Below are 19,206 nucleotides of genomic sequence, written 5' to 3'. Positions count from 1 at the left end.
AGATGTGCCGCTCCGTGCGGCCCGCATCCCCTTCCCAGCGGCCCGACCGGCCGCGCCCCGAACCGAAAGAGGCCGGAGCATGACGATGACCCCCGAGCAGGCGACGTGGTTCTCCGGAGTCTTCGATCGGCTCGTCGCCAACATCGACCGGGTGCTCCTGGGCAAGACCCACGTGATCCGGCTGGCCCTGACCGCGCTGTTCAGCGAGGGGCACCTGCTGCTCGAGGACTTCCCGGGCACCGGCAAGACCTCGCTCGCCCGCGCCATCGCCGAGAGCGTGCGCGGGACGACCAACCGCGTCCAGTTCACCCCTGACCTCCTTCCGGGCGACATCACCGGCGTCAACATCTACGACCAGCGGAGCGGCGCCTTCGAGTTCCACCGCGGTCCGGTCTTCGCGAACATCGTGCTCGCCGACGAGATCAACCGGGCGAGCCCGAAGACGCAGTCCGCCCTCCTCGAGGTGATGGAGGAGCAGCAGGTCACGGTCGACGGCGTCCGGCACTCCGTCGGCGCTCCGTTCATGGTGATCGCCACCCAGAACCCGATCGAGCAGGCGGGCACCTACCGGCTGCCGGAGGCCCAGCTCGACCGCTTCCTGATGAAGGCGTCCATCGGCTATCCCGACCACGAGGCGACCCTGCGCATCCTCGAGGGATCCGAGCGCCGAGCGCACGAGGTCGTCGTGCCGGAGGTCATCTCCGCCTCCACGGTCGTCGAGATGGCCACCATGGCCCGCGGTGTCCATGTCGACGCGACGATCAACGACTACGTCTCGCGGCTCGTGGAGGCCAGCCGGACCGCCGACGAGATCCGGCTCGGCGTCAGCGTGCGCGGAGCCCTCGCCCTCCTGCGCGCGGCCAAGACCATGGCCGCGGCATCCGGACGGTACTACGTCACGCCGGACGACGTGAAGGCCCTCGCAGAGCCCGTGCTCGCCCACCGCCTCGTGCTCGACCCGGAGGCCGAGTTCGAGGGCGTCAGCTCGTCCAGCCTCATCGGCCAGCTTCTGATCGAGACCCCGCCGCCGAGCGATCGGGCCGCCGTGTGACCACCGTCACCCGTTCGCAGACCGAGCTCACCAACGCGCGCGCCCGCATCGTCGGGGAGCGCGATGGCTTCCTGGCCGACGCGATCGTGTGGGTCGTCCGCACGTCGGCGACGGCCGGGCGCGCGGTCGCGACACTCGCCCGGCGGATCAGCGCCGTGGTCACCGCGCTCGGCTGGTCGATGCTGCTGCTCGCGCTCGTCGCGCTGACCGCGGGCTACGTCTTCGGCTGGGTGGAGGCGGTGGTGGCGGGATGGACGGCGCTGGTGCTGCTCGTCGTCGCCTCGGGCTACCTCATCGGCCGCACCGCGTACGACGTCGGGCTCTCGCTTCCGGCGAACCGCGTCGTGGTGGGGGATCGGGCGCCCGGCGAGGTGGCCGTGCGCAACACCCTGCGCCGCGGCCTCCCCGGCCTCCGAGTCGAGGTGCCCGTCGGGCAGGGACTCGCCGAGTTCGCCGCCCCTCCGCTCGCGGCGGGCGAGGAGCACTCCGACGTCTTCGTGGTGCCGACCACCCGGCGCGGGATCGTGCCGATCGGCCCGGTGCGGACGGTCCGCGCCGACCCGATCGGGCTGCTCCGCCGCGAGGTGGTCTGGGCCGACTCGCTCGACCTGTTCGTGCATCCCCGCACCATCGCCATCCCGAGCATGAGCACCGGCTTCGTGCGCGACCTCGAGGGGTCGCCGACCCGCGACCTCACGGCCAGCGACATCGCGTTCCACGCGCTCCGCGAGTACGTCCCCGGCGACGAGCGCCGCTACATCCACTGGAAGTCGACCGCGAAGACCGGCAGCTACATGGTGCGCCAGTTCGAGGAGACCCGGCGCAGCCATCTCCTCGTCGCGCTCAGCCTGTCGGCGGCCGACTACGCCACCGAGGACGAGTTCGAGCTGGCCGTGAGCGTCACCGGCTCGCTCGGGGTGCGCGCGATGCAGGACTCGCGGACCGTCTCGGTCGTCGCCAGTGCGGAGACCCCGGACTTCGCCAAACGGATGGTGTTCAGCGCCCGGCGGCTCAGCACGGTCAACCGCGGGCGGCTGCTCGACGATCTGTCCGGAGTGGAGACCGCCGAATCCGCCCTCCGGCTCCCCGAGCTGGCGCAGGTCGCCTCCGACGGCTCGGCAGGCATTTCGATCGCCTTCCTGATCTGCGGTTCCACGCCGTCGGCCGCGCAGTTGCGCGCCGCCGCCGGGCACTTCCCGCTCGGCGTGGACGTCGTCGCGATCGTGTGCGACGAGGGCGCGGTGCCGTCGATGCGACGGGTCGCCGACCTCAGCGTCCTCACCATCGGCTACCTGGAGGACCTCCAGCGCAGCCTCGCGAAAAGGCTGGCGCTCTGATGCCCGCCCGCCGCTCCGCCGCCGTCCTGATCGACGTCCTCTTCGCCCTCGTCGCCGTCACGCTCGGCGCGTGGTCGTTCTGGCCGGTCTACCAGTCGCCCGAGTTCGTCCTCATGCTGGCCGTGACGCTGCTGGCGGGGGCCGCCGTGGCAGCGGTGGGATGGGCGTTCCGCCTCCCGAGCATCGCGGTCACCGGGCTGATCGCGGTCGTCTACCTGGGGCTCGGGGTCCAGCTCGCCGTGCCGTCCGAGGCGACCGCCGGCGGTCTGCTGCCGACCGGAGCGGGGTTCGTCGACCTGGTGCAGAGCACCTGGCTCAGCTGGAAGCAGCTGGTGACCATCAGCATCCCGGTCGGGTCGTATCAGGCGCTGCTCGTCCCGGCGTTCCTGCTGACGTTGGTGGCCACGGTCCTGACCGTCACTATCGCCCTCCGGTCGTCGCGGCCGGAGCTCGCGACGCTCCCACCGGCGCTGCTCTTCGTCGCCGGGATCGTGCTCGGATCGTCGGTCTCGTCGCTGCCCCTTCCGCTGCTGTTCGCACTGTTCGTCGTGCTGCTGTCGTGGCTGATCCGGTTCCGGCTGCAGCGGCGTGCCGCATCCATCCGGTCGCTGCGGGAGCAGAGCGGGCTGCTGGTGGAGTCGCGGCGGGAGCGGCGCTCGACGGCCCTGCTGACCACGGCGGGCGCCACGGTGATGCTCATCACCGCGGCCGCTGCCGGGATCGCGGCGGCGGCGTTCATCCCGCCGGCCGGCGCGCGGCAGGTCGCGCGGACCGCGGTGGAGCAGCCCTTCGACCCGCGCGAGTACCCGAGCCCGTTGAGCGGTTTCCGCTCCTACTTCGAGCCGGAGCACGCCGACCAGGCGATGCTGACCGTCACCGGTCTCCCTGCCGACCGGCGGCTGCGGATCGCGACCCTCGACACGTACGACGGCGTCACCTACGCGGTCGGGAGCGGCGACGAGACCAGCGCATCCGGCTCGTTCACCCGTGTCCCGTACCGCATCGACCAGGGCGCGACGAAGGGCAAGCGCACGACGACGAGCGTCGTCGTGCGGGACTACCGCGGCCCGTGGCTTCCCGGAAGCGGCCAGCTGGAGCAGGTGCGGTTCAGCGGCGAGGACGCCCAGCGCCTCGCGGGAGCGTTCTTCTACAACGACGTGACCGGGACCGGCGCGGTGACCACGGCGCTCCGCAGCGGCGACACCTACACCGAGGAGACGGTCGTCAAGCCGCAGCTGAAGGCCGATCAGCTCGAGAAGGTCGAGCCGGGGACGGACTCCGTGCCGCGCCCGCGCGTCATCCCCGACGAGCTCGCGTCCGTCCTGCAGAAGTACACCGCGGGAGTCGACGGCGCCGGAGCGAAGCTCGCGGCGGCCCTCCGCGGGCTCGCGCAGGACGGCTACATCAGCCACGGCGTCGGCCCGAAGGAGCCCGCCAGCCGGTCGGGGCACGGTGCCGACCGGATCACCGAGCTCCTGACCGACGTCCCCATGCTCGGCGACCAGGAGCAGTACGCGGTCACCGCCGCGCTCATGGCCCGGCAGCTCGGGTTCCCGGCTCGGGTCGTCGTCGGCTTCGTGGCGCCGAAGGACGCGACCGGCTCCAACCTGACGTTCGTCGGATCGGACATCTCCGCCTGGATCGAAGTGCAGACGACCTCCGGCTGGGTGACCGTCGACCCGACCCCGCCGCTGCGCCCGGTTCCGCCGAAGCAGCCCGACCAGCCCACGCAGATCTCCCGGCCGCAGACCAACGTGCAGCCGCCGATCGACGAGAATCCGCAGCGCAACGACGAACCGCCGCAGGCCCAGGTCGACCCGTCCAACCAGCCGCAGCCGAACCCGGTGCTGGAGACGCTCCTGGCCGTGCTGATGATCGTCGGGTGGACGCTGCTCATCCTGGCGCTCGTCGCGTCGCCGTTCCTCGCCGTGCTCGCCGCCAAGTGGCGGAGGCGCGCGATCCGCCGATCGGCACCGACGGCGCGCGAACGCATCGTCGGCGGGTGGCGCGAGTTCGCCGACGCGGCCGTCGACCACGGCTACGATCCGCCGCCGGCCGCCACGCGCGTGGAGTTCGCCGACACCATCGGTGGATCGCGCGCGAACGCGCTCGCCAAGGTCGCCGACCGGGCGACTTTCAGCGGCATCGCTCCGACGCCCGCGGAGGCCGAGACGGTCTGGAAGGCGGTCGACGAGCTCCGCTCGCAGCTCGCGAAGCGCGACACGCGCTGGAAGCGGCTGCTCGCGGCCGTCTCGCTGCGATCGCTCGGCTACCGTGGAAGACGGAACGGGAAGGGACGGGAACGATGAACTGTCGGGTGTGCGGAGCGGAGCTGGCCGAGGGCACGCTGTTCTGCCCGCTGTGCGGCAGCTCGGTCACGTCCTCTCGCGTGCGCGCTCCCGAGATCGCCGACCCGCGTCCATCCGACACGTCGATCATCTCCGACCGCCTCGCCGAGTCGCGACCCGCCCCTGCGGTCGCCGGACGCTTTCCGGAGGATGTCCTCCTGGATGAGGACGGCCTCCCGCCGACGCAGGCGATGACGATCGTGCCCGCGGAGGAGGCCCCGCCGGCGCACAAGCCGGCACAGCGGGCGTACACGCTGAGCTTCTCGACCGGCGATGTCGTGGAGGTGTCGGGTTCCGGGCTCATCGGCCGCCGCCCGATCACGCAGCCGGGGGAGCACATCGACCAGCTCGTGGTGGTCTCGGACCCCGGGCGCAGCGTCTCAAAGACCCACCTCGAGTTCGGCCTCGAGGGCGACGAACTGTGGATCTGCGACCGCTACTCCGGCAACGGCACGATCGCGCATCCCCTCGGCGGCGTGGCCCGCCAGTGCGAGGCCGGCCGCCGCTACCGCGTCACCCGCGGCACCCGCGTAGAAATCGGCGACCACTGGTTCGACGTCTCCTGACCCGTTCCGTCCGCGCTCTCCGTCCCCGCCCTCTCTGTCCCCCCGTCGAGTACGCAAAAACTGCACGGTCCCGAGCGGGATTCCGTGCAGTCTTTGCGTACTCGACGGCGGGCTAGCCGGGCTCAGGCGAGGGCGTCGGCGACGGGGAGCGAGTCGAGGCCGTGCGCCGAGGCGACGCCCTCGTTCGTGACGTGACCGTCGTGGACGTTGAGGCCGAGCGCGAGGGATGCGTCCGCCCGCAGCGCCTCCTGCCAGCCGCGGTTCGCGATCGCCCGGGCGTAGGGGAGCGTCGCGTTGGTCAGCGCGTACGTGGAGGTGTGGGGGACCGCACCCGGCATGTTCGCGACGCAGTAGAACAGCGACTGGTGCACCGTGAACGTCGGGTCGGCGTGCGTGGTCGGGTGCGAGTCCTCGAAGCAGCCGCCCTGGTCCACGGCGATGTCCACGAGGACGCTGCCCGCCTTCATCCGCGAGACCATCTCGTTGGTGACGAGTTTCGGCGCCTTCGCACCGGGCACGAGCACCGAGCCGATGACGAGGTCGGAGGCGACGACCGCCTTGTCGATCTCGAAGCTGTTCGACGCGATCGTCTTGATCCGGCCCGCGTAGAGGGCGTCGAGCTCGCGGAGGCGCTGGATGTTGGTGTCGAGCACCGTGACCTCAGCACCCAGGCCGACGGCGACCGAGATGGCGTTCGTGCCCGCGACGCCGCCGCCGAGCACGGTCACGACCGCCGGGTGCGTGCCCGGGACGCCGGGGACGAGCAGGCCGGGGCCGCCGTTCGGCTTCAGCATGGTGTTGGCGCCGACGATGGGCGCGAGTCGTCCGGCGACCTCGCTCATCGGGGCGAGCAGGGGGAGGGCACGGGTCGGCAGCTGCACCGTCTCGTAGGCGATGGCGGTCACGCCGCCGTCGATCAGCGCACGGGTGAGGGCTTCGTCGGCCGCGAGGTGCAGGTAGGTGAAGAGCACGAGCCCCGGCCGGAAGTAGCCGTACTCGCTCTCGATCGGCTCCTTGACCTTGAGGATCAGGTCGCCGGCGGCCCAGGTGGCGGCGGCGTCCGGCAGGATGGTCGCGCCGGCTCCGACGTACAGCTCGTCCGGGATCGACGACCCGACGCCCGCGCCGGACTCGACGAAGACCTCGTGACCGGCGCCGACCAGGTCGTGCACACCGGCCGGCGTGATCGCCACCCGGAACTCGTTGTTCTTGATCTCGCGGGGGATCGCGACCTTCATGGGGCTCCTTCGACACTTCGACGTGGTGGTTCGCTCTCACCATAGCGGGGTTCACGGAGGATTTCGACTGAATTCTGGATGAAGCGGTGCTGATTTCGCGGACGGACGGCCATCTCGCAGACGGTTTCCGCAGCGCCGGCATCGCGCGGCCGCTCGGCAGCATCCCCTCGTCATCCACTCGTCGCGGCAGAACACCCGGTCTGCGGTTTCCCGGGCGATTCGACCGATCCGGCACGGATTTCGTAAAGATTGTGTTTCCGAATGGACGATCCGGCCACTTTCTGATGCGGATCGCGACGGTTGTGTGTCAGGATCGGGTCCACCGCGACGGCACATCGGTGTGCCGCCCAAAGCGCCGTCGCCCGTGGTCCGAGTTCGATCCCCCAAGGAGCACTCCAGTGAAACCGAGCAACCTTCCGCAAGACCCGATGATCCGTCAGCTCGTGCAGTCGGCGCGTGCGTCGCAGCTCACGCGGCGCGGCCTCCTCGCTGGTGCGGGAGCCGGTGCTGCGGCCCTCGCCCTCGCCGCCTGCTCCACGGGCGGAGCGAGCGGCAAGCCCACTCCGGCCAAGGACGAGTCGGCCACCGACAAGTCCCTCACCTGGGCGAACTGGCAGGCGTACCTCGACCAGGACGACGCGGGCAAGTATCCGACGCTCGAGGCGTTCGAGAAGCAGAGCGGCCTCAAGGTCAAGTACGACGTCGCCGTCGACGACAACAACACCTACTACGCCAAGGTGAAGGACCAGCTCGCCCTCGGCAAGGACATCGGCGCCGACACCGTCTGTCTGACGGACTGGATGATCGCCCGGTGGATCCGCCTCGGCTACGTGCAGGCGTTCGACGAGTCCGCCATCCCGAACAAGAAGAACCTGGTGGCGAACCTCCAGGACGTCGACTTCGACCCCGGACGCAAGAAGTCCCTCCCGTGGCAGAGCGGATTCGCCGGCATCTGCTGGAACAAGGAGAAGCTCCCGGGCGGCCTCAAGTCGGTCGACGACCTCTGGAAGTCCGAGCTCAAGGGCAAGGTCGGTGTGCTCAGCGAGATGCGCGACACGATGGGCCTCATCCTGATGCAGCAGGGCGTCGACATCTCGAAGGACTTCAGCGACGCGGAGTTCGAGAAGGGGATCGACACCATCACCAAGCAGGTGAGCAACGGGCAGATCCGCAACATCAAGGGCAACTCGTACCTCAACGACCTCAAGTCGGGCGACACCCTCGCCGCGATCTGCTGGTCGGGCGACATCACCCAGCTCAACGCCGAGGCCGGCGACAACTGGCAGTTCGCCATCCCGGAGGCGGGCGGCACCCTGTGGAGCGACAACTTCGTCATCCCGATCGGCTCGTCGCAGAAGGCGAACGCCGAGAAGCTGATCGACTACTACTACCAGCCGGAGGTGGCGGCCGAGGTCGCCGCCTGGGTGAACTACATCACCCCGGTCGAGGGCGCCAAGGAGGCGGCCACGAAGATCGACCCGGAGCTCGCGGACAACCAGCTGATCTTCCCCGACGAGGAGACCCTGTCGAAGGTGAAGATCTTCCGGTCGCTCACCCCGGCCGAGGAGCAGAAGTACCAGGCGGCGTTCCAGAAAGTGATCCTGGGGGCCTGATGGCCAAGGGAGTTTTCGCCGAGTCCGGCGCCGACCTGCGCCTGGAAGGCATCAAGAAGAGGTTCCCCGGCTTCACCGCCATCGAGGAGCTCGACCTCACCATCCCGGCCGGCTCGTTCTTCGCGCTGCTCGGGCCGAGTGGATGCGGCAAGACGACGACCCTGCGCCTGGTCGCCGGGCTGGAGGAACCGACGGAGGGGCGCATCCTCATCGGCGGTCAGGATGTGACACGCACCAAGCCGTTCCAGCGGCCCGTGAACACGGTGTTCCAGAGCTACGCGCTGTTCCCGCACATGACGATCCTCGAGAACGTCGCATTCGGCCTCCGCCGCCGCCGCATCGGCGACCCGGTCGCGAAGGCGCATGAAGCGCTGCGTCTGGTCGAGCTCGACCACCTCGCGGCCCGACGGTCGGCGCAGCTCTCCGGCGGTCAGCAGCAGCGCGTCGCCCTGGCCCGCGCGGTCGTGAACCGGCCGGCGCTGCTCCTGCTCGACGAGCCCCTCGGCGCGCTCGACCTGAAGCTCCGCCGGCAGATGCAGCTGGAGCTCAAGTCGATCCAGACCGAGGTCGGCCTGACCTTCGTGCACGTCACGCACGACCAGGAGGAGGCCATGACCATGGCCGACACGGTCGCCGTGATGAACAAGGGACGGATCGAGCAGATGGGCTCGCCCGAGATCCTGTACGAGCTCCCGGCGACCGTGTTCGTCGCGAACTTCCTCGGCCAGTCGAACCTGTTCGCGGGTCCTGTGCAGGAGTCCGGCGGCGAGACGATCGGCGTCGACGTCGGCGGGGAGCGCATCCAGGTTCCCCGGTCGCGTGCGCAGCGCACCAGCGGCTACGTCACGGTCGGCGTCCGCCCGGAGAAGCTGACGCTGCACGAGACGCCGGAGACCATCCCGTCCGGCGCCAACCGCCTCGGCCCCGGCCGCGTCACCGACGTGTCGTTCAGCGGGGTGAGTACGCAGTACCTCGTCGACGTGCCCGGCCTCGGGACGATCGTGGTCTTCGCGCAGAACACCACCAGCGGACCCGTCGCCGCCCTCGGCGCCGAGGTCTGGGTCGCCTGGGACCCCGGTCACACGTTCGTGCTCGCGGACGAGCCGCCGGCCGACGGCCGGTTCTCCGACGACGCCGACACGCAGGCGATCGCCGCGCAGGCGCGCGAGCGGATGCTGACGGAGCTGGAGGAGGCGTAGATGGCCCTCGCCGCATTCACGGGGGCGCCGCCGACACAGGACCAGGAGCCCGCGGTCCGCCGCAAGAGCGGCATCGCGCTCGTCCTGCTCCTCCCCGGCGTCCTCTACCTCGTCCTGTTCTTCCTGACCCCGCTGATCTCGCTGATCATCACGTCGTTCCAGGCGCCGGTGGTCGACGGCGACATCGGGCAGTACCAGACGGCGTTCCAGTGGAGCAATTACACCGACTCGCTCGCCGAGTACTGGCCGCAGGTACTGCGCTCGTTCGTCTACGCGCTGATCGCGACCGCGGCCGCACTGCTCATCAGCTACCCGCTGGCGTACTTCATCGGGGTGAAGATGCGCGGACGTCCCGTGCTGCAGAACCTGCTGATGACCCTCGTCATCGCGCCGTTCTTCATCAGCTTCCTGCTGCGGACGCTCGCCTGGAAGGCCATCCTCAGCGATGACGGCTGGATCGCCAGCTCGCTCAAAGCGGTGTCGATCCTGCCCCCGGACGCGCACATCACCGGCACACCGTTCTCGGTGATCTTCGGTCTGACGTACAACTTCATCCCGTTCATGTGCCTCCCGCTCTACTCCACGCTCGAGCGGCTGGACATCCGGCTGCTCGAGGCCGGACAGGACCTGTACGCGAGCCCGTGGACGACCTTCCGCAAGGTCACCGTGCCGCTGTCGATGCCGGGCATCGTCTCCGGGACGCTGCTCACGTTCATCCCGGCGGCCGGCGACTACATCAACGCATCGCAGGACTTCCTCGGCGCCGCCGACACCTCGATGATCGGAAACGTCATCGAGAGCAACTTCCTCGTGCTGCAGAACTATCCGACGGCGGCGGCGATGTCGGTCGTGCTGATGGCCGTCATCCTCGTGATCGTCGGCGTGTACGTGCGACGGAGTGGGACGGAGGAGCTGCTGTGACCACGATGGCGACACCCACCGACACGAGCACCCCGCCCAGTGCCACCAAGGGCCGGCGGCGGTACAAGGGGATCGGGCTCGGCGTCTACGCGTTCCTCGCGCTCGCCTTCCTGCTCATCCCGATCATCTACACGTTCGTGTTCTCGTTCAACGACGCGATCAAGAACAACATCGCGTGGCGCGGATTCACCCTGCGCAACTGGACGAACGTGTGCGACGCGGCCGGGATCTGCGACGCGTTCATGGCGAGCATCATCATCGGCATCATCTCGACCGTGGTCGCGACGGTGCTCGGCACGATGATCGCGATCGCCCTGATGCGCTACCGGTTCCGTTTCCGGTCGCAGACCAGCCTCCTGCTGTTCCTCCCGATGGCGAGCCCGGAGGTCGTGCTCGGTGCCGGACTCGCGGCGCAGTTCCTCAGCCTCGGGGTCAACAAGGGCTTCATGACGATCATCATCGCGCACGTGATGTTCTGCATCAGCTTCGTCGTGGTGACGGTGAAGGCGCGCGTCGCGTCGCTCGATCCGGCCCTGGAGGAGGCGGGGCGCGACCTGTACGGGTCGCCGAACGCCGTGTTCTGGCGGATCACGTTCCCGCTGCTTCTCCCGGGCATCGCGTCGGCGGCGCTGCTGTCGTTCTCGCTCAGCTTCGACGACTTCATCATCACGAACTTCAACGCCGGTGCGGTGACCACGTTCCCGATGTACATCTACATCGCGGCTTCTCGTGGCATCCCGGCCCAGGCGAACGTGATCGCGAGCGCCGTCTTCATCCTGACGATCCTCGTGGTGCTGATCTCGCAGCTGACCGCCGCCGCCCGAGCCAAGCGCCTGGCCCGCCAATAATCTGTCCCAAGCCAACAGCTCCTGAGTTTTTCGCCTCCGCACTGGCGTGTCGGGCGGAAAAACTCAGGAGCTGTTGGCGCGGGGCGTCAGGCGTAGGAGGGGCGGATGGCGCCGACGGGCTCGCCGCGGCCGAGGACGGCGAGGTCGAGCTTCGGTGCGACGCGGTCGACGTCGTCGTGCGAGAGCGCGCCGGCGTCGGCGAGCAGACGCAGGGCGACGATGGATGCGGCCCGCAGGCTGCCGTCGAGCACCTTCAGCGTCACGGTCGTGCCGTCGGGCGCGGCCATGACCATCACGCCCTCCGCCCCGCCCTTCGCGAAGACGCCGAGCTCGTCGATGACGACGGTGTTCGCCCGCCCCGGTCCGTCGATCGCCCAGCCGTCGGCGAGCACCGCGTTCTTCAGCAGCGCCGCGTTCCGGAACAGGGCGAACGGGGAGCCCTCCGACGCGGTCGCAATGCGCTGGATGCCGCGAGCGAGCGACAGCAGCGACATGGCGTGCACGGGCGCGCCGCATCCATCGATCCCGGTCGCGACGACCTTCTCGCCGGTGAACCGCTCGACCGTGTCGCGGATGTGCTGCTGCATGGGATGCTGCGGATCGAGGTAGCTCTCGGTCGGCCAGCCGTTCACCCGGCAGGCGAGCAGCATCGCGGCATGCTTGCCGGAGCAGTTCATGTACAGCGGATGCTTGTGCTCCCCGGCGCGGACCAGCTCATCGCGGGCGGCCGTGTCGAGCGGCCAGTCGGCGGGGCAGCGGAGCGCGTCCTCGGTGAGCTGCGCCTGCGCGAGCAGCTTGCGCACCACGGACAGGTGCGCCGGGGTGCCCGCGTGGCTGGCGGTGGCGAGCACGGCGCTCGCACCCTCCAGCGGAACACCCGCGCCCATGACGGCGACCGCCTGGAACGGCTTCATGCTCGAGCGCGGGAAGACCGGCTTGTCGGGAGCGCCGAGGGTGCGGACGATGTCACCGTCAGGCCCGAGCACGACCGCCGAACCGGCGTGCCGCGACTCGACGAACCTGCTGCGCTCGACGATGGCGAGCTCGACGGACTCAGCGGTGCTGAAGACCGCGGGTGACGCTCCTGCGTGCGGCTCGGCGCTCACAGTGCGGCGATGGCGTCGTCGATCACCGACACGGCGTCGGCGATGAGCTCGTCGGAGACGGCCAGGCTGGGCAGGAAGCGGAGGACGTTGCCCCAGGTCCCGGCGTTGAGGAACAAGATGCCCTGCTGCGCCGCCGCCTGGATGATCGCGTTGACGGCCTCGGGGTTGGGCTCCTTGGTCGTCTGCGCGGTGCCGGGCTTGACGAGCTCCACGGCGATCATCGCGCCGATGCCGCGGACGTCGCCGATGATGTCGTACTTCTGCTGCAGCTTCTCGAGCGCCGGCTTGAGCGCGCTCTCGATGCGGCGGGCCTCGGCGAGGAGGTCGTTGCGCTCGATCGTCTCGAAGACGGCGACGGCGGCGGCCGCGGCGACGGGGTTGCCGCCGAACGTTCCGCCGAGTCCGCCCGGCTGGGCGGAGTCCATGATCTCGGCGCGGCCGGTGACGGCGGCGAGCGGCAGACCGCCGGCGATGCCCTTCGCGCTGAGGACCAGGTCAGGGACGACGCCGAAGTGCTCGCTGGCGTAGAAGGCTCCGGTGCGCGCCATCCCGCTCTGAATCTCATCGGCGATGAAGACGACGCCGTTGGCCGTGCACCAGTCCTGCAGGGCCGAGAGGTAGCCCTCGGCCGGGACGATGAAGCCGCCCTCGCCCTGGATCGGCTCGGCGACGAGGCAGGCCAGGTCGGAGGCGCCGACGACCTTCTCGAGGTACGCGATCGTCCGCGCGGCCGCCTCGGCGCCGCTGAGACCGTCGCGGTACGGGTACGAGTTCGGCGCGTGATAGACGTCGCCGGCGAACGGGCCGAAGCCGGTCGCGTACGGCATGGCCTTGTAGTTCATGGCCATCGTGAGGTTGGTGCGGCCGTGGTAGGCGTGGTCCAGCACAGCGACGGCCCGGCGGCCGGTGAACTTGCGCGCGATCTTCACGCCGTTCTCGACAGCCTCGGCGCCCGAGTTGACCAGCACGGTCTTCTTCGCGTGGTCGCCGGGGGTGTGCTCGGCGAGGAGTTCGGCGACGCGCACGTACTCCTCGTACGGCGTGATGGTGAAGAGCGTGTGGATGACGTCCTGCAGCTGGCCCGCCGCGGCCTCCACGACCGCGGTCTCGGTGTGGCCCACGGTGGTGACCCCGATGCCGGCGCCGAAGTCGACGAACTGGTTGCCGTCCACGTCGACCAGGATGGCGCCGTTGGCGCGCGCGATGTACACGGGCAGCGCCGAGGAGACGCCGGTCGGTACGACGGCCAGGCGTCGCTGGTGCAGCTCCTGCGATTTGGGGCCGGGTACGGCCGTGACGATGCGACGTTCTTGTGGAACGGAGAAGACGGGCGCGGGGGTGCTCACGGTGTCAGTCATGGTCATCTGAGTCTAGCGGCGGTGCGAGAATCGGAGCATGAAGCTCGAGCACGCGTACGCGATCGACCTGCAGTGGACCGGCAACCGCGGGACGGGCACCAGCGGCTACAAAGACTACGGGCGCGACCATGTCGTGAGCGCCGAGGGCAAGCTCCCCATCGAGGGGTCGGCGGATCGCGTGTTCTTCGGCGACCGCGACCGCTGGAACCCGGAGGAGCTGCTGCTCTCCGCCCTCGCGCAGTGCCACATGCTGAGCTACCTCGCCGAAGCGGCGGGCGCCGGTGTCGTCGTCGTGGGCTACACCGACGCCGCGACCGGGACCATGGAGCAGACGGGCAACGGCGGCGGCCACTTCACCGAGGTGACGCTGCACCCGCGCGTGACGATCGCCGATCCCGCTCAGGCGGACCTCGCGGCGTCTCTGCACCGTCCTGCCTCCGAGAAGTGCTTCATCGCCGCGAGCGTGAACTTCCCCGTTCACCACGTCCCCGAAACCCTCACCCTCGCCTAGCCCCTCTCCTGCTCGCTACCCCCACCGTCGAGTCCGCGAACTTTGCACACGGCACGCCGACCGAGCGTGCAAAGTTCGCGGACTCGACGGTGGGGGATGAGCGGAGCGACGGAAGGGACGGGGAGGGGTCAGGCGCAGCCGAGGCGCGGAGCGGCGGTCGGCGCCGGGGCCGACGGCGCCGGGGTGGCGGACTGCTGCGGCTCGGCGGCCGCCCAGCGCTGGATCGCGGCGCGCCAGCGCTCGTCGCGCGTCAGCGGCGGCGGCTGCACGACGCCCGAGTCGCGCTGCGCCTGCAGCAGTGCCTCCTCGCGCTGGCGCTCGGCGAGGTCGGCGACGGAGATGGACCAGAAGAACAGCGGATGCATGATAACCACCTATCTGCGTTGACAGGTTACAGACTACCGTAACCCGCTATTGAGTTACAATGGTTACATGCGTACGAATGCTCCCGAGCTCGGAGCCGACCTGCTGGTCGACTTCCTCAACACGCTCGACGTGGAGGACGACGTCGACCAGCTGGCCGACGACGAGGGCCACCGCCGCTGGGCGTCCGAGCACGGCCTCGAGCCGGGGGACCGCGCGACCACCCAGCAGGCTCGGGATGCGCTCCGCGCGATCGTCGACGGCGACGCGTCCCCGGCGGGACTTCCGGCTCTCACGCTCCCCGTCGACGCCGCACCGGGTGCGGTCGGACTGAGCCCCCGCACCGCGGCGGACGCGGCCGTCGCCAGCGCGCTGGTCCTCAGCATCCAGGGCAAGCTCGGCCGTGTGAGGCTCTGCGGGGGAGAGGACTGCCGCTGGGCGTTCTACGACGCGTCCAGGAACGGCTCCCGGCAGTGGTGCAGCATGGAGGTGTGCGGCAACCGCCAGAAGGCGCGCACGTATCGCTCGAAGGAACGCGACGGCGCCTGACCGTCGCTACAGCCGCTCGGGCCGCAGCGCCCGCTTGACCCGCTCGACCGTGTTCGCGGGCGGCGCCTCGTTGTAGGCGTTGGCGAGCTCCTGCCCGGTCAGCTCGTGGATGGCCGCCATGATCGCATCCGTCGCCTGACGTCGTGCCCGCCCGGACTCCGCCGGACCGAAGTGCGACACATCGATGGGCGTGCCGAAGGTGACCGTGATGCGGTGCGGCTTCGGGAAGCGCGCTCCCACCGGCTGCATCTGGTCGGTGCCGATCAGCCCGACCGGGACGACGACGGCGCCCGTGGTCAAGGCCAGCCAGCCGATCCCGGTGCGGCCGCGGTACAGCCGGCCGTCGAGCGACCGGGTGCCTTCGGGGTAGAGCGCGAACGCCGCACCCGTGTCGATGATCTTGCGGGACTGGTCGAGCGCCTCCTGAGCGGCCGCACCGGCGCCGCGCTTCACGCCGACGGCGCCGATCGCGGTGAAGAAGGCGCGGGAGACCCGTCCCTTCAACCCGGTGCCCTCGAAGTAGCTGGACTTCGCCAAGAACTGCACGCGACGCGGAGCCGTCATCGGGATGACGACCGAGTCGATGAACGAGAGGTGGTTGCTGGCGAGGATCACCGGTCCCTGCTTGGGGACGTTGCGCTTGCCGATCACGCGCGGCCGGTAGACCAGCTTCAGCAGCGGCGCCATCAGGACGCGGCCGAGGAAGTACAGTGCGCCGGGCCTCTTCACCTCGGCGGCACCATCGTCGGGCTCGTCGATGCTCACCTATCGAGGTTAAGCGCGCTCGTATGCCGATGACGGCATGCTGCTCTGCGAGCGTGTCGAGCTCTCACGGTCACGGCTCGAGGGGGTTCTTCTGGGGGCAGCCGAAGCCGGCGGTGTACACCAGGCAGGGCTCGACGATGCCGGTGTAGCGCACGGCCAGCGGGCTGCCGAACCACGCCGTGTAGATCCGCGAGAAGTTGAGGTTTCCGTACGCCGCGCACGCCCCGCCATCGCCGCCGAACGACGTCTTCAGCGTCTGCGCGTTCGGCTGGTACGGCGTGTAGTTGTACAGGTTCGCGGTGGCCTGGTTGAGGATGTTGACGCTACCGGCGCCGCACGTCGCATCCGGGTGGTACTGGATGCGGTTGCCGCCGACTTTGTACCGCCAGTCGCCGGGGTGCACCGTGTACTCCCGGAACTGCCACGCCGCCCGGTAGACCTGGTTGAAGAATCCGAAGTAGCGGGCGTCGCACTCGGCGGTGTCAGGGCAGGCGTACCCGGTCGCCTTCTGGTAACCGGATGCGCTCGGCGCGGTGAGCAGCGACTGCTCCTTCTGCAGAAGCACGAGGAGCACGCGGGGGCTGATCGTGCAGGCCTTCGCGACCCGGGCGATGATGCTGCTGGCCCGCTCGTTCGAGCGTGCGGGCATCGCGGTGCACCGGTCCTTCGAGGCCTTCTGCGCGGGCGCATCCATCCGGAAGTCCGCGAGGCACGGCGAGTCGTCCTTCGGGCGGCAGGTGCGGTCGTCGAGGAACGACTGGATCTGCCCGGCCGTCATGGCGTCCGGGTTGTAGAAGCTGTCGTCGCTGATGATGTAGCCCGGGTAGAACGGCGTCGGCGGCTCGGCCACCGCGGCGGCCGGCACGAGCGCGAGCGTCGCCGCGGCGGCGGACGCCGCGGCGATCACGCGCAGGCGGGGGAGCCGCATGACGGGCCTAGCGGGAGGTCTGCAGGATGTCGATGACGAACACCATGGTGTCCGTCGCCGTGATCTCGCCCGATCCCTTAGCGCCGTAGCCGTCGGCCGGCGGGACGATCGCGATGACCTGCGAGCCGACCTTCTGGCCTTCGAGCGCCTTCTGGAAGCCCGCGACGACGCCGGTCGTCGGGAAGGAGGCGGGGGTGCCGCGGCTCCAGCTGGAGTCGAACATCTTGCCGTTCTTCCAGAGGACGCCCTTGTACTGCAGGGTGACGGTGTCGCCCGGCTGCACCGTCTCGCCGTCGCCCTGCTTGAGCACGGCGATCTTCGTCTCGGTGGGCGGGTCGGCCTTCGGGATGGTGATGTTCGGCTCGCCCGTCTTGGCGTTGAGCTTCACCGTCGGGAAACCGGCCGTCGGGGCGACGGGCTTGCCGTCGGCGCGCGTCGGCGGGATGTCGACGACGTCGGCGACAAACACCACGCTGTCCTTGTCGGTGAGGCTGAGCTTGGAGAGGTCCGTGTTGCCGAAGGCCGCCTTCGCGGGCGAGGTCAGCACGACGCGCGATCCGACGTGCAGGCACTCGACAGCGCGGACGAGGCCGGGGACGTACGCCGTGTCGTTGACCTGGATGGTCGCCGGCGCCGTGCCGTCGAAGCCCTGCGCGGCCGTGAGCTCCTTGCCGGTGGTGCCGTTGTAGGCGGCCAGCGCGATGTCCACGCTCGACCCGCCCTTCGCCTCGGCTCCCTTGCCGGTGATCACGACGGTGCGCTCCATGTCGGTCGCCTTGAGCGGCGACGGGATGCTGACCTTCGGCGTCGCACGGTAGTCACCGGTCACCTTCACCGACTTCGACGTGTCGCCGGACTTCAGGTTCTGGCAGGCGTTCGCCGCGGGGGTCGACGACGGCGCCGGCGAGCCGGAGCTGCAGGCGGCGAGCCCGGAGACGAGCAGAGCGGCCGTGGCGGTGGCGGTCAGGGCCTTGAGAGAGGTACGCACGGTCGTCCATCCTGCCCTATCCGCCTCCGCCGTACCTGACAGCAGGTCATGGGTCCGCTGGATGCGCCACCTACGATGGAGGACATGACCCGCGAATTCTCCGTGCCCCAGTCCCGCCATCTCGTCACCGAGCTGCCCGGCCCCCGCTCGGTCGAACTGCAGCAGCGCCGGGTCGCCGCGGTGAGCCGCGGCGCGGGCACCCTCGCCAACATCTACATGGAGTCCGGGTCCGGTGCGATCCTCGTGGACGTCGACGGCAACCGGCTCATCGACCTCGGTTGCGGTATCGGTGTGACCACGATCGGCCACGCGCATCCCGCTGTCGCCGCTGCCGCCGCGGAGCAGGCCGCGAAGCTGACTCACACGCTGTTCACCGTGACGCCGTACGAGAACTATGTCGCCGTCGCCGAGAAGCTGGCCGAGAACACTCCCGGAGACTTCGAGAAGCACAGCATCCTCGTCAACTCGGGCGCGGAGGCGGTCGAGAACGCCGTGAAGATCGCCCGCAAGTACACCGGCCGTCGCGCCATCGCGACCCTCGACCACGCCTTCCACGGCCGCACCAACCTCACCATGGCGATGACGTATCGCCCCTGGCCGGAGCGTGCGGGAATGGGGCCGTTCCCCGGCGAGATCTACAGCCTCCCGATCAGCTACCCGTTCCGCGACCCCGAGGGGATGACGGGCGAGGAGGCTGCGGAGCGCACGATCGACTACATCCGCACCCACATCGGTGCGACTGAGCTGGCCGCCCTGTTCGTGGAGCCCATCCAGGGCGACGGCGGCATCATCATCCCGGCGCCGGGTTACTTCGCGCGCCTGGCCGAGTTCTGCGCCGAGAACGGCATCGTCTTCGTCGCGGACGAGATCCAGGCCGGCATCGGCCGCACCGGAACGTGGTACTCGATCGAGCACCACGGCGTCGTGCCCGACCTGGTCACCAGCGCCAAGGGCATCGCGGGCGGCTTCCCGCTGGCAGCCGTCACCGGCCGCGCCGAGATCATGGATGCGGTCCAGCCCGGCGGCATCGGCGGCACCTTCGGCGGCAACCCGGTGTCGACCGCCGCGGCCCTCGCTGTCTTCCAGGCGTTCGAGGACGAGGACCTCCTCGGCGAGGCGCGCCGCGTCGAGAAGGCGCTGTGGGCGCGGATCGGCGACTGGGCCGAGCGCTTCCCCGTCGTCGGCGAGGTGCGCGGCAAGGGTGCGATGTTCGGCATCGAGCTCGTCGTGCCCGGAACGAAGAAGCCCAACCCGGAGGCCCTCACCTCGGTGCTCGGCCACGCGACCCGCAACGGCGTGATCCCGCTCGACGCCGGCAGTTGGGACAGCGTGCTCCGTCTGCTTCCGTCGGTCGTCATCAGCGAGGAGCTCATCGACGACGCCGCGACCGTGCTCGAGGAGGCGCTCGGCCGCCTCGGCTGAGTCCGCGTCCCGGCCGGACGTGCCGCGAGACGGGGCGGCCGGCGAGGGTCGCTGAGGGAGGTGTTCCTCGGGCAATCCGGTCGCCGCTCCTCCGT

At 69.9% G+C, this 19,206-nt stretch carries 18 protein-coding genes; 11 read left to right on the top strand and 7 right to left on the bottom strand.

The features are described 5' to 3' along the window. Window positions 1-79 precede the first annotated feature (79 nt). Genes BLR91_RS08990 through BLR91_RS08975 form a run of 4 tightly spaced genes read left to right on the top strand, consistent with a single transcriptional unit; the run spans window position 80 to window position 5,302 of the window. Complete coding sequence (locus BLR91_RS08990; protein WP_018190856.1) at window positions 80-1,051, top strand: AAA family ATPase; 972 nt, start codon at window positions 80-82, stop codon at window positions 1,049-1,051. Further along, window positions 1,048-2,388 (top strand): DUF58 domain-containing protein, encoded by a 1,341-nt coding sequence (locus BLR91_RS08985; RefSeq protein WP_089875616.1) that lies wholly within the window; start codon window positions 1,048-1,050, stop codon window positions 2,386-2,388. Before BLR91_RS08990 ends, BLR91_RS08985 begins: the two co-directional genes overlap by 4 nt. Continuing rightward, window positions 2,388-4,697: a transglutaminase-like domain-containing protein gene (locus BLR91_RS08980; RefSeq protein WP_089875618.1), complete on the top strand. Its 2,310-nt coding sequence runs from the start codon at window positions 2,388-2,390 to the stop codon at window positions 4,695-4,697. The genes BLR91_RS08985 and BLR91_RS08980 overlap by 1 nt, the downstream gene beginning before the upstream one ends. Then, the gene (locus tag BLR91_RS08975) at window positions 4,694-5,302 is read left to right on the top strand and encodes a zinc-ribbon domain-containing protein (protein ID WP_172823200.1); all 609 of its coding nucleotides are present in this window, start codon (window positions 4,694-4,696) and stop codon (window positions 5,300-5,302) included. The genes BLR91_RS08980 and BLR91_RS08975 overlap by 4 nt, the downstream gene beginning before the upstream one ends. Window positions 5,303-5,424: 122 nt before the next feature. On the opposite strand, the gene ald is transcribed toward BLR91_RS08975, so the two are convergent. Then, complete coding sequence (gene ald, locus BLR91_RS08970) at window positions 5,425-6,540, bottom strand: alanine dehydrogenase (protein WP_089875622.1); 1,116 nt, start codon at window positions 6,538-6,540, stop codon at window positions 5,425-5,427. Window positions 6,541-6,938: 398 nt separating this feature from the next. Between ald and BLR91_RS08965 the strand changes: the two genes are divergently transcribed. The 4 genes from BLR91_RS08965 to BLR91_RS08950 are packed head-to-tail and all read left to right on the top strand — an operon-like array spanning window position 6,939 to window position 11,121. Further along, complete coding sequence (locus BLR91_RS08965) at window positions 6,939-8,153, top strand: ABC transporter substrate-binding protein (RefSeq protein ID WP_089875624.1); 1,215 nt, start codon at window positions 6,939-6,941, stop codon at window positions 8,151-8,153. Then, window positions 8,153-9,352 carry an ABC transporter ATP-binding protein gene (locus tag BLR91_RS08960; protein WP_089875627.1) on the top strand — a complete coding sequence of 400 codons (1,200 nt, stop codon included), beginning with the start codon at window positions 8,153-8,155 and terminating at the stop codon, window positions 9,350-9,352. Before BLR91_RS08965 ends, BLR91_RS08960 begins: the two co-directional genes overlap by 1 nt. After that, on the top strand, window positions 9,353-10,273 hold the full coding sequence (locus BLR91_RS08955) for an ABC transporter permease (RefSeq protein WP_018190862.1): 921 nt from the start codon (window positions 9,353-9,355) through the stop codon (window positions 10,271-10,273). Beyond that, the gene (locus BLR91_RS08950; protein ID WP_018190863.1) at window positions 10,270-11,121 is read left to right on the top strand and encodes an ABC transporter permease; all 852 of its coding nucleotides are present in this window, start codon (window positions 10,270-10,272) and stop codon (window positions 11,119-11,121) included. The genes BLR91_RS08955 and BLR91_RS08950 overlap by 4 nt, the downstream gene beginning before the upstream one ends. Window positions 11,122-11,207: 86 nt before the next feature. On the opposite strand, the gene BLR91_RS08945 is transcribed toward BLR91_RS08950, so the two are convergent. Beyond that, on the bottom strand, window positions 11,208-12,227 hold the full coding sequence (locus tag BLR91_RS08945) for an asparaginase (protein WP_089875630.1): 1,020 nt from the start codon (window positions 12,225-12,227) through the stop codon (window positions 11,208-11,210). After that, window positions 12,224-13,585, bottom strand: a complete 1,362-nt coding sequence (gene gabT, locus BLR91_RS08940; protein WP_089881468.1) for a 4-aminobutyrate--2-oxoglutarate transaminase — start codon at window positions 13,583-13,585, stop codon at window positions 12,224-12,226. The genes BLR91_RS08945 and gabT overlap by 4 nt, the downstream gene beginning before the upstream one ends. A 37-nt stretch (window positions 13,586-13,622) precedes the next feature. Between gabT and BLR91_RS08935 the strand changes: the two genes are divergently transcribed. Then, window positions 13,623-14,096, top strand: a complete 474-nt coding sequence (locus BLR91_RS08935; RefSeq protein ID WP_018190866.1) for an OsmC family protein — start codon at window positions 13,623-13,625, stop codon at window positions 14,094-14,096. Window positions 14,097-14,224: 128 nt separating this feature from the next. On the opposite strand, the gene BLR91_RS08930 is transcribed toward BLR91_RS08935, so the two are convergent. Further along, window positions 14,225-14,461: a hypothetical protein gene (locus BLR91_RS08930; RefSeq protein WP_089875632.1), complete on the bottom strand. Its 237-nt coding sequence runs from the start codon at window positions 14,459-14,461 to the stop codon at window positions 14,225-14,227. 67 nt (window positions 14,462-14,528) lie between these two features. On the opposite strand from BLR91_RS08930, the gene BLR91_RS08925 reads away from it, so the two are divergent. Further along, complete coding sequence (locus BLR91_RS08925; RefSeq protein WP_020074861.1) at window positions 14,529-15,008, top strand: CGNR zinc finger domain-containing protein; 480 nt, start codon at window positions 14,529-14,531, stop codon at window positions 15,006-15,008. 6 nt (window positions 15,009-15,014) lie between these two features. Here BLR91_RS08925 and BLR91_RS08920 read toward each other — a convergent pair whose 3' ends face one another. From BLR91_RS08920 to BLR91_RS08910, 3 genes are all read right to left on the bottom strand, one after another. After that, entirely contained in the window at window positions 15,015-15,773 is a 759-nt protein-coding gene (locus tag BLR91_RS08920) for a lysophospholipid acyltransferase family protein (RefSeq protein WP_018190869.1), read from the bottom strand. Between the two features lie 70 nt (window positions 15,774-15,843). Continuing rightward, entirely contained in the window at window positions 15,844-16,701 is an 858-nt protein-coding gene (locus BLR91_RS08915; RefSeq protein WP_089875634.1) for a hypothetical protein, read from the bottom strand. 7 nt (window positions 16,702-16,708) lie between these two features. Further along, entirely contained in the window at window positions 16,709-17,689 is a 981-nt protein-coding gene (locus BLR91_RS08910) for an FKBP-type peptidyl-prolyl cis-trans isomerase (protein WP_089875636.1), read from the bottom strand. A gap of 75 nt (window positions 17,690-17,764) precedes the next feature. Between BLR91_RS08910 and BLR91_RS08905 the strand changes: the two genes are divergently transcribed. Next, the gene (locus BLR91_RS08905) at window positions 17,765-19,111 is read left to right on the top strand and encodes an aminotransferase class III-fold pyridoxal phosphate-dependent enzyme (RefSeq protein ID WP_089875638.1); all 1,347 of its coding nucleotides are present in this window, start codon (window positions 17,765-17,767) and stop codon (window positions 19,109-19,111) included. Window positions 19,112-19,206 lie beyond the last annotated feature (95 nt).

Origin of the sequence: Leifsonia sp. 466MF (assembly GCF_900100265.1) — a bacterium.
In the GTDB taxonomy this organism is placed as follows: Bacteria; Actinomycetota; Actinomycetes; order Actinomycetales; family Microbacteriaceae; genus Leifsonia.
This window is presented reverse-complemented; position numbering and strand designations above follow the sequence as displayed.